Consider the following 14,539-nt stretch of genomic DNA (forward strand, 5'->3'; position numbering starts at 1 on the left):
ATATGCAATAACTTAGTACATTATTTTTACAGCTATGGACAGAAGAAAATTTCTAAAAGGTTCGGTATTGCTTTCAGGGTTGTTGTCTCTCTCGCCCTCAGAACTTTGGGCTTCCAAAAGAAATGCAGACCAGCCTAAAATTGGAAAAGCAAAAAACATCATATTTATGGTCAGTGACGGAATGAGTCTTGGAACTCTTTCAATGGCTGATCTTTATTCAAGGAATATTTTAGGAAAAGGAAGCCATTGGCTCAACCTGTATCACGAGAAAAAAGTTTCGCGTGCCTTAATGGACACTGCTTCAGCCAGCTCAATTGTTACGGACTCTGCAGCGGCAAGTTCTGCTTTCGGAGGAGGAATAAGAGTGAAAAATGGGGTATTGAATATGGGAGCCAATGGAGAAAAGCATATTCCTATATGGCAAAAATTCAAAAAGGTAGGAAAGAAAGTAGGTTGTGTGACAACGGTTACTGCTACCCATGCCACTCCTGCAGGATTTTGTGTTAACTCCGCGAAAAGAAATGCAGAACCTCAAATTGCTGAAATGTATGCAGATTTGGGAATAGATGTTCTAATGGGAGGTGGAGATGAATTCTTCAGCTCTGATAAAAGAGAAGATAAGAAAGACCTTTATTCCGTATACAGAGAAAAGAAATATCAAATTTTTAAAAACCGTACTGACCTTAAATCCATTAAAAAAGGAGAAAAAGTGCTAGGAATTTTCAGTACGGGAGCATTGCCTTATACCATCGATAAAAATCATCTTTCTGAATTTAAAGATACGCCGACTTTAGCAGAAATGGCGAGTGTGGCTATTGATCAGATGAAAGAACATCCGGAAGGCTTCGTTCTCCAGATAGAGGGAGGAAAAGTGGACTGGGCAGCTCACGCTAATGATGTGTCAGCACTCATTCACGACCAGCTTGCTTTTGATGAAGCCGTAAAAGCCGTAATGGATTTCGCAGAAAAGGATGGAAATACCTTGGTCATCATTACTACAGATCACGGAAATGCCAACCCCGGAACTATTTACGGTTCAGATGCGACCGCCAATTTCAACAGTATTTCAGCTTATCAGTATAGTAATGAATATATTCTGAATAAAATTCACAAGGACTTTTCCATTAAAGATATCAAAGAATGGATATATGAGGGTAACAAACTTACTTTGAATGACGATGAAGCCAAGCACTTATTGAGCTTTTACAACGGACTTGAAAAGGAAGAGGGACTTTATAATTATAAGAAATTACCATTTAAACTTTATTCAGAAATTCAGAAAAGCAGAAACTCGGTAGGGTGGATCAGTATGGATCATTCGGGAGACTATGTAGAAGTAGCAGCCTATGGTCCCGGAAGTGAGCTTTTGCTGCCATTTATTAAAAATACAGATCTACATTATTTAATGCTGAAAGCATCTTCCATATAAACAGAAGACATTTTTAAACACATATTTTACATTTTTAACAAGTTTTTAAAAACAGGCTATTCAAAATATTGAATAGCCTGTTTATTTTATCAGGACAAATACCTGTTAATCATATAATTTATGAAGATTTTTTGCGACGCCCGGAAACTTTTTTATCAAGATCTTTAATATCTTGTCTCAATTCACGGAACATTTCCTTAAAGTTATAGCTTTCGTAATCTCCAGGTTCAAAATCCTCAGGGAAAATTCCCGAAGCATACTGCCAGATTTCCACAACATCCTCAAACGGGATATCATAGGGTTCGTAGAAAGAGTTATCTGCACTTACAGAAATAGAATTCCCTTTCTTTTCTTTGAAACGCTTGTAAGTAATCCCATCATTTAAGGTGATAAAAACATAAGTTTTCCCAGGTTTCAGTTCATCAATTCCCTCTACATATTTTCCTACAATATAGGAACCATTTCTAAATGGCGGCATAGAATCTCCGTCTGCCGGAAAAGCTCTGTATTTCCCATTCGTTAAAAAAGGAAGAGCAATCCTTTGAAGACTTTCTATATATTCTACGTCACTATACCCTTCCAGATATCCCATAGATGCTTTCTGCGGAATAATTTCTATAGTATCATTACCAAGGTCATCAACGGCTACAGGAAGAACAATCCTGTTATCGGGAAGCTTCAGCATTTCGTCCATTGGATATTTCTGAATGTCTACAGACAACATAAGGTCAATGCTGACATGAAAATATTTTGATATTTTGATCAAAAGTTCAATAGGAGGTTCTGAAATTCCGTTTTCATATTTGGAATACCTCACTCGGGAGATCAATAGTTCGTCGGCAACATTTTGTTGGGAGAGCTTTCTCTTGGCTCTTAAAAAGCGTATATTATTTGAAAAAATTGACATTGATAGAAATATGTAAGCAAAAATACAAATTTTGACTCCGTTATCAATGCCCAGAATCGGTTTTACCATAAAAAGTGAGGAAATTCGCCTTTTCTCCAATAAAGTTGGCTAAAAATAGCAGCTGAAAAGCTGATTTTCGGAATCTAAACTCCTGATTTTCGGACCAAAACAACTCTTTTTACATAGCGGGGATATTAATCATAATAAAACATCATTTGAGTTAAAAAAATTAACTCTAAAATTCCCAAGTTGAAATATGTTTTTTAACATTTAGAAAATCAAACAGATATAATAAAAAACGGAATATTCATAAAATAACAATTATATTAACGAAATATTAAATTATAAAATTATTTAATTATTTTATTCAAAAAAATATCTACATATGTTTATTTGTCATATATTTGTGATGTATTAATCATATAAAATTTTAATCATGAAAAATTTCAAAAAACTAGACAGAAACGAACTAAAAACTATTTCAGGAAACGGATTACTTGATCCAATCGGAGGACTAATCGGTGGTATCGGAGGTGTAATTGGTGGCGTTGTTGGCGGCCTAGGTGGTGTAGTAGGAGGTGTTGTTGGTGGCGTAGGCGGTGTAGTTGGTGGCGTTATTGGTGGTGTAGGTACCGTTGTAGGTAATGCATTATGCCAAACTCAATGCGTTGTTAACGGTGTAATTCACATCAAGTTACTTGAATGTGGATCTACTTGCTAAGAAAAAAATCGAACAAGCACTTAAAAAGTATACCGCTCTTTTCAGAGCGGTTTTTTTATGGAAATATTTAAATTGTCAGGCCATGGTTATTTTTAACTTCAGCCATTACAAACGTACTGTGTGTACTTCCTATAGAATCCACAGAACCAAGCTTATTAAATACAAAATCCTGATAATGCTTCATATCCCGAACCTGCACTTTCAATAGAAAATCAAAGTCACCGGAGATATTATAGCATTCTGCCACTTCTTCAATTTCAAGAATTTCTTTTACAAAATCATACCCAACAGACCGGTCATGAATTTTTAATTTAATCTGGCAAAAAACCGTAAATCCACGATTGAGTTTCTCAGCATCTAAAACAGCAGCATACCTTTTAATATACCCTTCCTGTTCAAGTCTCTTCACTCTTTCAAAAACAGGAGAAGGAGAAAGGTTTACTTCCTTAGCCAGTTCTTTAACGGTCAATTTTGAATTGTTCTGAAGCAGTCTCAGTAAATTCAGGTCCTTATCATCAAGTTGTTCCACAGAATATTATTCTTTTAATATTAAAATCAATCAAAATTACAGAATTATATTCTTTTAAATATAATTTATAAAGTTTTATTTGCTTAATAAACATCAATCAATTGAATATATATTCTGTATCACTAATTTTACACAAAATTAAAATCTTTTACCATTACTCATTAAAGATTGGTAAAAGCAGTTCTTTATATACTTCATCAAACAGGAAAGGTTTTACGTAAGGTAGATTAATAGGGAATCGTGTGGAAATCACGAACTGTCGCGCAACTGTAAGTAACACACCAAAGGTTTCTGTCCTTGATATCCACTGCAAAAAGCGGGAAGGATGACGGAAACTGTTACAAGTCAGGAGACCTGCCTTTACTGAATTGACAATGCTTTCGCGGACTGAAGCTTTTGAGTCATACAGATGATATAGAGTAGTGCATTTTTCTAAGGATCAATGGCACAGGTTACCTATATCGTTTATGCCTGGATCTTCTTATCCGTAAAAGTATTACGAAGCATTCAAAGAGCTTTTAACAAAAAAGTTTAATTAAAAGTTTAAAAATGCAAACACACATTCTGGGCTATCCGCGTATTGGTAGCAAAAGAGAACTCAAAAAAGCCTGCGAGCAATATTGGTCAGGCAAAATTGTTTTGGAGGAACTTCTTACTGTAGGAAGAAATATCTGTAACCAAAACTGGAATATTCAGAAAGAAGCAGGAATAGACTTAATCCCTTGTAATGATTTTTCCTATTACGATCAGGTATTGGATATGAGCCTTATTGTGGGAGCTATTCCGGCACGTTATCATGAAGTTGCCCTTAAAAGAAACAACTCAGAGCTGGATCTTTACTTTGCAATGGCGAGAGGATATCAAAAAGACGGGCTGGACATCACCGCTATGGAAATGACAAAATGGTTTGATACCAATTATCATTATATTGTTCCTGAATTCTATAAAAATCAACAATTTAAGCTTACCTCAAGTAAAATATTCAATGAATTTGCAGGTGCTAAACAGGCGGGAATCAATGCTAAACCTGTGATTATCGGATTAGTTTCTTATTTACTTTTAGGAAAAGAAAAGGAAGAAGGATTTGATAAACTGGATCTTGCCCAAAATATCCTACCTGTCTACGTCGAGATTTTATCAAAACTTCAGGAACAGGGCGCAGAATGGATTCAGTTTGATGAGCCGTTCCTTTCTCTGGATATTACAGAAAAAGCTAAGGAAACTTATATTACTGTTTACTCAGAACTTAGAAAGCAATTTCCAACATTAAAATTCATTGTTGCGACCTATTTTGATGGGTTAAAAGACAATTTGTCTCTTGCTGCTTCCCTGCCTGTAAATGTTTTACATATTGATTTGGTAAGAAACCCTGAGCAATTAGAAGAGGTAATCAATTCAATTCCGGAAAACCTGAGCCTATCACTGGGACTTGTAGATGGAAGAAATATCTGGAAAAATGATTTTGAAAAATCTTTGGCTTTTATCAATAAAGCCGTTGAGAAATTAGGTTCAGAAAGAGTTCTTATCGCTCCATCATGTTCATTGCTTCATTCTCCATGTGATTTAGACTTTGAAACCAATCTGAACCCTGAAATTAAAAACTGGCTGGCCTTTGCCAAACAAAAGGTAAAAGAAGTTGTTAACCTTAAAGAATTAGCTTCCGGAACAGAAAATCAGGATATAATTAATGATTTTGAGGAAAATAAAAAAGCCGTTTCAAGCAGAAAAACCTCTTCTCTAATCCATAATAATATCGTAAAGCAAAGAGCAGAAGCTGTAACGGAAGAAGATTCACAACGAAAGAATTCATTTCAAATTCGTAGAGAAGAACAGCAAAAAGCATTACAATTGCCATTATTTCCTACCACGACCATTGGATCATTCCCACAAACTGCCGAAGTAAGAAGCTGGAGAGCCAAGTTCAAGAAAGGAGAATTAACCGCAGCGCAGTATGATACCTTATTGAAAGAAGAAACCCAGAGAACCATTCGCTGGCAGGAAGAAATTGGAATAGATGTTCTGGTTCATGGGGAATTTGAACGTAATGATATGGTAGAATACTTCGGTGAGCAACTTGAGGGATTTGTATTTACCAAAAATGGTTGGGTACAAAGTTATGGAAGCCGATGTGTGAAACCTCCGGTCATTTTCGGGGATGTCTCCCGTCCTGCACCAATGACGGTTTACTGGTCTCAATATGCTCAGTCACAAACCAATCAGTGGGTAAAAGGGATGTTAACAGGTCCTGTTACCATTCTGCAATGGTCCTTTGTACGTGATGACCAGCCTCGTTCTGAAACATGTAAACAAATTGCGTTAGCCATTCGTGATGAAGTAGTAGACCTTGAAAAAGCAGGAATCAGAATCATTCAAATTGATGAGCCTGCTATACGAGAGGGTCTTCCCTTAAGAAAAGCAGAATGGCAAAATTACCTAAAATGGGCTGTAGAAGCTTTTAGGATATCAGCAAGTGGAGTAGACGACGCTACCCAGATTCATACCCATATGTGCTATTCGGAATTTAATGATATTATTAAAAATATCGCTGATATGGATGCAGACGTCATTACCATAGAATGTTCCCGTTCACAAATGGAACTTTTAAATGCTTTTGCAGATTTTAAATATCCTAATGAAATTGGTCCGGGTGTCTATGATATTCATTCGCCGAGAGTTCCATCAAAAGAAGAAATGATAGAACTTCTGAAAAAAGCTCAGGATGTAATTCCTGCTCATCAACTTTGGGTAAACCCTGACTGTGGATTGAAAACCAGACATTGGGAAGAAACTGAAAAGGCTTTAATTGCTATGGTTGCCGCTGCAAAGGAGGCTGCTGTTGAATATTCAATTTAAAAGTAAATTTCTCAATTTTATACAAATCAAAAAGCATCCAATCCGGATGCTTTTTGACTTTATTACTTTTAAATATTATAATTTTATATATAACAGATTTATATTCCTCCCATCACATACATGTTTTCCATAGTAGGAACTGGGCTTCCTCCCTCTTTTTCAAGAGTAATGGCAAAAGCCTGTGCATTTGGAATATTGGCCAATGCAATCAAACTATCTTTATCCTGAGTATACATCCCTGCACTTACGGGTTTTCCATCTGCAATTGCCCAAAGTTGATACTGCATTCCTTCTGGTGCTTTAGGAAGATTCTCAGCATTAAGGTACACTTCTTTTGTTTTTTTGTCCCAGAAAACCATCGCTTTTGCATCTTCATGTTTTTCCACTCCTTTTAACATCACCATTTGCATATCAGGATTGGAAAACATTGCCATTTTCTGATTCATTTTTTGCATCGCAATATCCTGAGACTGTTTCTCAGTTTTCATTTTTGCAATTTCTTTCTGATTTTCAGTTTGTTTACTGACCCAGAAAAGATTTCCTGCAATACTTCCTAAAAATAAAACAGAGGCAGCAATACCTAAAGTTTTCCAGTTGTTGTTACTTTTAACTCTAATATTTTCTTCCAAAGGTTCAATAACAGGAGACGAAATAGAAATGGAAGGTTTTTCCTCTTCAATAATCTGTTCCTGCTGAATTTTATTCCAAATTTTAGACTTCAAATCACTTGGAGGTGTTACAGCCTGAGCTGTAGCAAGATTTTCCAAAGTTTTTTGCGCTTCTTCAAAAGCAGCTTTTACTTCAGCATTATTCTTCATCACACACTCCAAAATACCTGCTTCCTCTGGAGAAGCATGGCCTAGAATATAAGATTCTATAATTCCGGATGATATGTATTCTTTAGTGTTCAATTTATTGATAATCTTTTAACAAATCTTTTAATTTCATCAGTGCATTCCGCATTTTCGTTTTCACGGTTCCCAGCGGTATCTTCAGTTTTTCGGATATTTCATGTTGGGTATATCCCTGATAATAAGCCATATTGATAAGTTCCTGCTTATCAACCTCCAAACTTTCAAGCACGTTATTAAACCCGATATAATCGGATGAATCATTGACTGTTGAAAGTTCTGTAGTATTATATACGAAATCTGGAAGCGATTGGTTTTTAAGTTCATTCTGAAATCCTTTCGATTTTAAATAATCTATTGCCGTGTTTCGGGCAATGTTGATCATCCAGGTATAAAACCTCCCTTTAGAAACATCATATTGATGGATAGAATTCCAGATTTTAACAAAAACATCCTGAATTATTTCTTCTGTATATTCCTTAGACTGAACAATTCGAAGAATTACTCCATACAACGCACCAGAATAGTGGTCATACAGGTAATGAAAACCGTTTTCGTTTTTTTCTTTTAGTAAAACGATAAGTTCTTCTTCAGAATAGGTTGTTTTAATAGCTTTTATTTTTCAATCCAAATGTAATAAAATAAAACATATTTACAATAAAATCCAGATCATCTTTTATTTCGTACATGATTATTGGGAAATAATTAAAAAATAGTAAATATGAAAAATATAACATCAAAAGCAATATTCATCTTCTGTATTGCTTTATCTGCCGGAGTATGTAAGGCACAAAACCATCTTTTTAAAACTTCAAATCCGTACTACTCACATACAGCCCAAAACTCCTTGAAAGTAAGTAATTCTGAATGGAAAAAAATTTTAAAACCCGAACTCTATCAGGTTGCAAGAGAAGGAGCCACAGAAACAGCTTTTACCGGAAAGTATGATGAATTCGATGAAAAAGGCATGTACTATTGCGCCGTTTGTGGCAATGCTCTTTTCCTTTCTACTTCAAAATTTGCCACAACCTGCGGCTGGCCTTCTTTTTATCAGCCAATCCGTAAAAACAGTGTCAGATACAGAAAAGATACTTCTCATCATATGGAACGTACTGAAGTTCTATGTGGAAGATGTGACTCACATCTTGGACATATGTTTGATGATGGTCCAAAACCAACAGGAAAGCGATTTTGCATGAACTCTATTTGCCTTGAGTTTGTTTCAAATAAAAAATAACATCCACCAAATCAGTGATTTATAAAATATTTTATTTTTTTTCAATCTAAAATAGAACCAACCTCGTAAATGACATTAAAAGCACAATTAACTATAATAAATAAAAAAAAATTCAACACAATGAACACACAATCAAAACTCACAGTTCTAGCAATGGTAGTTTTATCATTTGCTTTTAGCGGGAAGGTAACAGCACAAACGATGAAAGAAAAAACAGTAATGGTAGGAGGGGCTCCTATGTACCCATCCAAAAATATTATTGAAAACGCTGTAAATTCTAAAGATCACAAAACTCTTGTAGCAGCCGTAAAAGCTGCAGGACTTGTAGAAACATTACAGAGCGCCGGACCTTTTACCGTGCTGGCTCCCACGGATGCAGCATTTGCAAAGCTTCCGAAAGGCACAGTAGAAAACCTTGTAAAGCCTGAAAATAAGGCTACATTAACCACCATATTAACGTATCATGTTCTGCCTGGAAGATACAGTGCTAAAGAAATATGGGCTGCTGTAAAAGCAGGAAACGGCAAAAGCATGATGAAAACAGTACAAGGTGAAGACCTTACGTTCTGGACAAAAGGTAAAGATCTGTATGTAAAAGACGCTAAAGGAAACAGTGCAAAAGTAACCATCGCTGATGTGAACCAATCTAACGGTGTGATTCATGTAATTGATACAGTTTTGATGCCTTAATACCCTGAGATTAAAAAAACAGCATATCACAATATGCTGTTTTCTCTTCTTAACATTAACCTAACACTAAAAATTAATATTATGAAAAAAACGATTCATGTTTCTAATCAAGGAGCAACTCTTGATACAAGCAGAAGAAACTTTTTAAAATTGAGTGGAGTAGGATTAGCCATTGCCGGCCTTACCTTAGTAGGATGTGATAACAACGATGATTTTCAGATTATAAATGATGAAATCTATGATTTGGGAACCGGTGATGTAGGTATATTAAACTATGCATATGCTCTGGAACAGCTGGAAGCTGACTTTTATACGAAAGTGGTCAATAATTTTTATACCGGTATTTCCAGTATTGAAAAAGAAGTATTTACAGACCTTTACCACCATGAAGTTATTCACCGTGACTTTTTCAAGGCAGCCATTAGCGGTGCTACAGATCACGTGCTGCCTAAGCTTGAATTCCAGTATCCTAATGTAAATTTTAATGATCGAAATTCAGTACTGGCTACAGCAAAAGCGTTGGAAGATACAGGAGTAGCCGCATACAACGGGGCAGGAAAATACATTTCAAATCCTGCATACCTTGTTATTGCTGGCAAAATAGTTTCGGTGGAAGCCAGACATGCTTCAGCTATTAGAAATTTAATCAACCCCGGATCTGCTGATTTTTCAGGAGATGATGTTATAGATGCTAACGGGCTAGATCTTGCTAAAGAGCCAAAAGATATTGTAATGGCAGCCGGTGGGTTTATAAAAACTCGCTTTACCTGGAAAGAAAGAGGCATAAACTAATCATTCACCCTTAAAAATTACATTATGAATATTCTTAGATTACTAGATAAGCTTTCTCACGATAAATTCTTTACCACAGAAGCTTCAAGACTGGAAACGATAACGGATATATCATTATTCGGAAAAAAAGCAGCTATAGCAGCTGTACCACTTGGGTTAGGGAGTCTAATGGCAACTACCAAAGCCGAAACAACAAAAATGAATATAACAGGAGCTGCTTTAAAAAGCACCTTAACAGATGCTTTACAACTTGCTCTGGTACTGGAATATCTTGAAAATGAATACTACAGTATAGGATTATCTACACCCGCACTGATCCCTAATGCAGACAGAGCAGTATTTATGCAGATCTCAAAACATGAATCAGCCCATGTCAATTTTCTGAAAAGTACCCTTACCTCTTTAGGTACAACACCGGGAGCTAAGCCTACTTTCGATTTTACAGCCAGTGGAAATTTTTCTCCTTTTACAGATTACAGCCAATTTCTTGTATTGGCTCAGGCTTTTGAAGATACAGGCGTAAGGGCTTATAAAGGGCAGGCTGGAAACGTAATGTCCAATAAGGTTGTCCTTCAGGCAGCATTACAAATTCACTCTGTAGAAGCAAGACATGCTTCACAAGTGAGAAGAATGAGAGCCAATAAAGGTTGGATTGAGCTTGCCAATGGAGGAAATATGCCATCAGCAACGAATCCTGTCTATGCCGGAGAAGACAATATTAACCAAGCAGGTTACAATACAAGTATCTTATTTGGAGCAGCAGCCGGTTCTGCTGCGTACGACGAAATATTAAGTGGCAGTGATGCACAGACAATTGCGTCTCTGTTTATAGTATAGTTCATTATGTTTAATAGAGGTTTTACAGAAAGCCTCATGATCAAGTTTTCCACCGCTCTGAAAAGGGCGGTTTTTTATTTTTCTACAGAACATATATATAAGTTTAAAAATCAAACCATTACATCTATTTGTGCTGCTAAAACAACAATCATATTCAAAATCAATAAAGCAACAAAGTTGCATTAAAGAATTAAATTATATAGCTTTGCCTGATTATTAAAGTATATGCACATGAAGAAAACTATGTTTTTTTTGATGGGGAGTTCTCTTATTTATTGCCCTTCAATCTTAAAAGCACAAAAAAATGATCCGGAAAAAAAAGTAATAAAAGACATTGAATCTGTTCAGGTACAGGGAAAATTGAATCACAATTCGGTAAACATTTCCAGAAAGACTCTGGATTTTATTCAGTCTAATACGCTGGGTGAAACATTAAGTAAAATTCCAGGCATTCAAAATTCAGGATATGGGCCTAATTCAGGGGCTCCCGTCATTCGAAGCTTAAGTGGAAACAGGGTAAGAATATTGGAAAATGGAACCGCAGTAAATGACCTTTCAGGAATAAGCCCAGACTTCAATACAGATATAGGAATGGGTAACGTACAAAGCATTAATATTTACAAAAACTCTGCTTCAGTTTTGTATGGTGGAAAAGCAATTGGAGGGGCTATTGATATTGAAACAGATTATATAGCCAGACAATTGCCTTCTAAAAACCTAAACTTCCGTGCACTTCTTGAAGGCGGAAGCAATAGCGGGCAAAAACAAGCATTTTCAGCGAGAGGCACCATTGCTAAAAACTGGGTATGGACGGTAGGAGCAGCCAATCAAAAGCAGGAAATTGTCAGAATTTCCGGAAAATCAAAAGACAGCAGATGCTACGATCCAGGCCTTATGGGCTTCAATAGTATTTTGCAGTCATTGTGCCAAGTAGATGTTGATTCAAGACGGGTACTGAACAAAAGTCTTTTTCCTTACATCAGCCAGTTTGCCATAGATCATATGATAGACTATGAATTGTCCGAAGATGATCTTTATACATTCAGTCCAACCTATTATAATCCTTCAGACGGGAAGCATTATCCTAACCCAAAAAATGATCAATTCGTTTCCGGACAAGATCCTGAAAAAGACCGTTATAGAAGTGAGGTCAACAGTATCAGGGATTATGTACAGACAAAAGATGGAGTCATTCCAAATAGTCATTCAGAAAGCAATTCATTTTATGTAGGGACAAGTTATATCGGAAAATCATTTTATGCAGGAGGAGCTTACCAAAATTCATATTCATACTTTGGAGTACCTGGGTATGCGCTTGCTAAAATGCCAGTACATTCTCATGGTAAGCCTCAGCAGAAAATAGAATACCTGCCAATTAATGTAAGAAGTTTATCTCATAAAGCTATGCTGGAATCTGTATATAAATTCAACAATTTTCCAATTGCCAGTATAAAACTTAACTATATGGGAGTATTTTCTAGCAATGCAGAACTTCTTGACCGTTATCGTACCAATCAGTTTAAGGTGAACCAGCATAATGGCCGACTTGAAATTGCACAAAAGAAATTAAAGTTTCTTACCGGAACCACAGGACTTGAAGTGCAATACAGAGGCATGGAAGGCACCGGAACTCAAAGATATCTACCTAACAATATCAGCCGTGAAATTGGAATATTCACTATGCAGCATCTTGATTTTAACAGCATCGAATTTGATTTGGGATATAGAAATGATCATGTGCAACGCAGAGCTGATGCAGATCAAAAATATGTCCGAAGTCGAGGACTTTCCGGTGGAAAACTTTCTGATCGAGATTTTACGCTCAATCAATTCCATGTTGCTTCTCAATGGAATATTTTTAAAAAAGCTTACCTGAAAGTACAATATAATCATTCTGAAAGGGCTCCGGAAATCAATGAGTTATATGCAGGAAACAATCATTTTGCAATTCTGACAGAAGAAAACGGCGATGACAGCCTGGATAAAGAAACGGCAAAAACATTTGAAATCGGAGGAGGAATTAATCTAAAGAATATCCGATTATCTGCCAATTGGTATCACACATCTTATAAAAACTATATTTATCTTGCTCATACCGGAATTTCCAGAGAAGTTTTCTTAGTAAAAGAATGGCGTTCTGACGATACTGAAATCAACGGAATTGAAGCAGAAGCAGCTTACAAGGCAGATCTTCAAAAATTTGGAAAGTGGGAAATAGGAGGTTATTATGATTTGGTAAGAAACATCAGCACCGCTGACAGCTCTATAAGAAAGTGGAGTGACGGAGATTATATGCCCAATATGCCAACCAGTCGTTTTGGTTTCAGCCTTACCGGAACATTACAAAAACTAAGTATTAATGTTGCACTGGATCATTATTTAGAGCAAAAATATCTTGGAAAAAATATCAATCCGGAACTTCCAATGCCTGCATTTTCACTTCTAAATACCCGCATTGCTTATAAGGACAACAGTCTGAATATAGGTGAAATGGAGTATTATATTGTAGGAAATAATCTGCTAAACTCAGAAGCAAGGCTTCAGAACTCACAATTAAAATTTATTAGTCCGCTTCCTGGAATTAATATTTCGGTTGGTGTAAAAGTAACCATATAAAATAATCCGCTGTTATAGAGATTATAACAGCGGATTATTATTTATAAAATTTATCACATAAAGAAAACCTTAGAAAAGACTAGATTCTTTATTGAACCTCAGTTTATAGTCAGTTGGGGATAATCCTGTCTTCTTTTTAAAAACATCCCGAAATGCTCTCTCATCACTATAACCCACTTCATCCATAATTTCAAAAACACTTTTTCTACCTCTTTCGAGTAGGCTTTTGGCAGCTTCAATCTTCACTCGCTGCATATATTCAACCGGAGTAATACCAGTTGCTTTAATGAAACGACGGTCAAAATTCCGACGGCTCACCGCAAGTTTAGACGCTAATTTCTCAAAAGATATCTTTTCACTGAGGTTTTGTTCAATATAGCTTTGTGCTTTCGCAACTAATTCATCATCATGATTTTTCTGAGGCTGAAAAATAGCAAAAGGAGATTGTAAATCTCGGCTCATATCTATTTGAAAAACTTTTGAACAATAAATGGCCGTTTGCCTGTCAAAATATTTCTCAATTAAAAGCAGTATTAAGTTTAAAAATGAGAAAGCACCACCATTTGTATACAACCCCTGCCCAGCAAGAATAAGTTTATCAATTTGAAGATCAATGTTTGGGAAAAGTGTTCTAAAATCGTTTTCAGCCTGCCAATGTGTAGAGCAGGTTTTGTTTTCCAATAGTCCTGTAGCAGCAAGCAAAAATGCTCCGGTACATATACTCGCTATTTCAGCACCATCTTTATACTGTTCCTTGATCCAGTTAATAAGCACTTTATTATCTGTAATCAAATTAGCAAAACCCTTGGCACTAACAATAGAAGGAATAATTACCAGATCATGCTTTTTTATCACAGTAACATCTACCGGATTAAAAGAATAAAAGCTGCTATTTTGTTTCTGTTCTTCCAATACTCCAGCCAATCGTATCTCTATCCCTGTGCTGTTGCCGTTTTTCTTCCAATACTCATTGGCTTCAGTCAGTATTTCCAATGTCCCCACTACACTGCTTAAATTAACATTTCCTGCAGGAACAAGAATCGTTACTTGTTTCATCCTTAATCTTTCTTGCAAAAA

At 36.0% G+C, this 14,539-nt stretch carries 13 protein-coding genes and 1 riboswitch; of the genes, 8 read left to right on the top strand and 5 right to left on the bottom strand.

Annotated elements, in window-relative coordinates; genetic code table 11:
- The first annotated feature begins 34 nt into the window (after positions 1 to 34).
- Positions 35 to 1,429, top strand: a complete 1,395-nt coding sequence (locus C1638_RS00790) for an alkaline phosphatase (RefSeq protein ID WP_109617312.1) — start codon at positions 35 to 37, stop codon at positions 1,427 to 1,429.
- 118 nt (positions 1,430 to 1,547) lie between these two features.
- Here the strand turns inward: C1638_RS00790 and C1638_RS00795 are convergent, their stop codons facing one another.
- A complete protein-coding gene (locus C1638_RS00795) occupies positions 1,548 to 2,336 on the bottom strand; it encodes an XRE family transcriptional regulator (RefSeq protein ID WP_076351893.1) in 789 nt (262 codons plus the stop codon).
- 436 nt (positions 2,337 to 2,772) lie between these two features.
- On the opposite strand from C1638_RS00795, the gene C1638_RS00800 reads away from it, so the two are divergent.
- The gene (locus tag C1638_RS00800; protein WP_109617314.1) at positions 2,773 to 3,057 is read left to right on the top strand and encodes a bacteriocin-like protein; all 285 of its coding nucleotides are present in this window, start codon (positions 2,773 to 2,775) and stop codon (positions 3,055 to 3,057) included.
- Positions 3,058 to 3,124: 67 nt separating this feature from the next.
- Here the strand turns inward: C1638_RS00800 and C1638_RS00805 are convergent, their stop codons facing one another.
- Positions 3,125 to 3,586 carry an Lrp/AsnC family transcriptional regulator gene (locus tag C1638_RS00805; RefSeq protein WP_109617317.1) on the bottom strand — a complete coding sequence of 154 codons (462 nt, stop codon included), beginning with the start codon at positions 3,584 to 3,586 and terminating at the stop codon, positions 3,125 to 3,127.
- A gap of 191 nt (positions 3,587 to 3,777) precedes the next feature.
- Positions 3,778 to 3,962: riboswitch (cobalamin riboswitch) on the top strand.
- A gap of 173 nt (positions 3,963 to 4,135) precedes the next feature.
- Between C1638_RS00805 and metE the strand changes: the two genes are divergently transcribed.
- Entirely contained in the window at positions 4,136 to 6,439 is a 2,304-nt protein-coding gene (metE, locus tag C1638_RS00810) for a 5-methyltetrahydropteroyltriglutamate--homocysteine S-methyltransferase (RefSeq protein ID WP_109617319.1), read from the top strand.
- A 98-nt stretch (positions 6,440 to 6,537) separates the two neighbouring features.
- On the opposite strand, the gene C1638_RS00815 is transcribed toward metE, so the two are convergent.
- Together C1638_RS00815 and C1638_RS00820 are read right to left on the bottom strand one after the other, a co-directional pair.
- On the bottom strand, positions 6,538 to 7,350 hold the full coding sequence (locus tag C1638_RS00815) for an anti-sigma factor (RefSeq protein WP_109617322.1): 813 nt from the start codon (positions 7,348 to 7,350) through the stop codon (positions 6,538 to 6,540).
- A 1-nt stretch (position 7,351) separates the two neighbouring features.
- Positions 7,352 to 7,909 (bottom strand): RNA polymerase sigma factor, encoded by a 558-nt coding sequence (locus tag C1638_RS00820; protein ID WP_165826502.1) that lies wholly within the window; start codon positions 7,907 to 7,909, stop codon positions 7,352 to 7,354.
- A 102-nt stretch (positions 7,910 to 8,011) separates the two neighbouring features.
- On the opposite strand from C1638_RS00820, the gene msrB reads away from it, so the two are divergent.
- The 5 genes from msrB to C1638_RS00850 all read left to right on the top strand — a co-directional run bounded on the left by msrB (position 8,012) and on the right by C1638_RS00850 (position 13,462).
- Positions 8,012 to 8,527, top strand: a complete 516-nt coding sequence (msrB, locus tag C1638_RS00825) for a peptide-methionine (R)-S-oxide reductase MsrB (RefSeq protein ID WP_109617324.1) — start codon at positions 8,012 to 8,014, stop codon at positions 8,525 to 8,527.
- 120 nt (positions 8,528 to 8,647) lie between these two features.
- Positions 8,648 to 9,217 carry a fasciclin domain-containing protein gene (locus C1638_RS00830; RefSeq protein ID WP_109619005.1) on the top strand — a complete coding sequence of 190 codons (570 nt, stop codon included), beginning with the start codon at positions 8,648 to 8,650 and terminating at the stop codon, positions 9,215 to 9,217.
- 81 nt (positions 9,218 to 9,298) lie between these two features.
- The gene (locus C1638_RS00835; protein WP_109619007.1) at positions 9,299 to 10,009 is read left to right on the top strand and encodes a ferritin-like domain-containing protein; all 711 of its coding nucleotides are present in this window, start codon (positions 9,299 to 9,301) and stop codon (positions 10,007 to 10,009) included.
- 24 nt (positions 10,010 to 10,033) lie between these two features.
- On the top strand, positions 10,034 to 10,846 hold the full coding sequence (locus tag C1638_RS00840) for a ferritin-like domain-containing protein (protein ID WP_109617326.1): 813 nt from the start codon (positions 10,034 to 10,036) through the stop codon (positions 10,844 to 10,846).
- A 231-nt stretch (positions 10,847 to 11,077) separates the two neighbouring features.
- Positions 11,078 to 13,462, top strand: a complete 2,385-nt coding sequence (locus C1638_RS00850) for a TonB-dependent receptor (protein ID WP_109617330.1) — start codon at positions 11,078 to 11,080, stop codon at positions 13,460 to 13,462.
- A 69-nt stretch (positions 13,463 to 13,531) separates the two neighbouring features.
- Here the strand turns inward: C1638_RS00850 and C1638_RS00855 are convergent, their stop codons facing one another.
- A complete protein-coding gene (locus C1638_RS00855; protein ID WP_109617332.1) occupies positions 13,532 to 14,518 on the bottom strand; it encodes a GlxA family transcriptional regulator in 987 nt (328 codons plus the stop codon).
- Positions 14,519 to 14,539 lie beyond the last annotated feature (21 nt).

The organism is Chryseobacterium oncorhynchi (assembly GCF_002899895.1).
Classification (GTDB): domain Bacteria; phylum Bacteroidota; class Bacteroidia; order Flavobacteriales; family Weeksellaceae; genus Chryseobacterium; species Chryseobacterium oncorhynchi.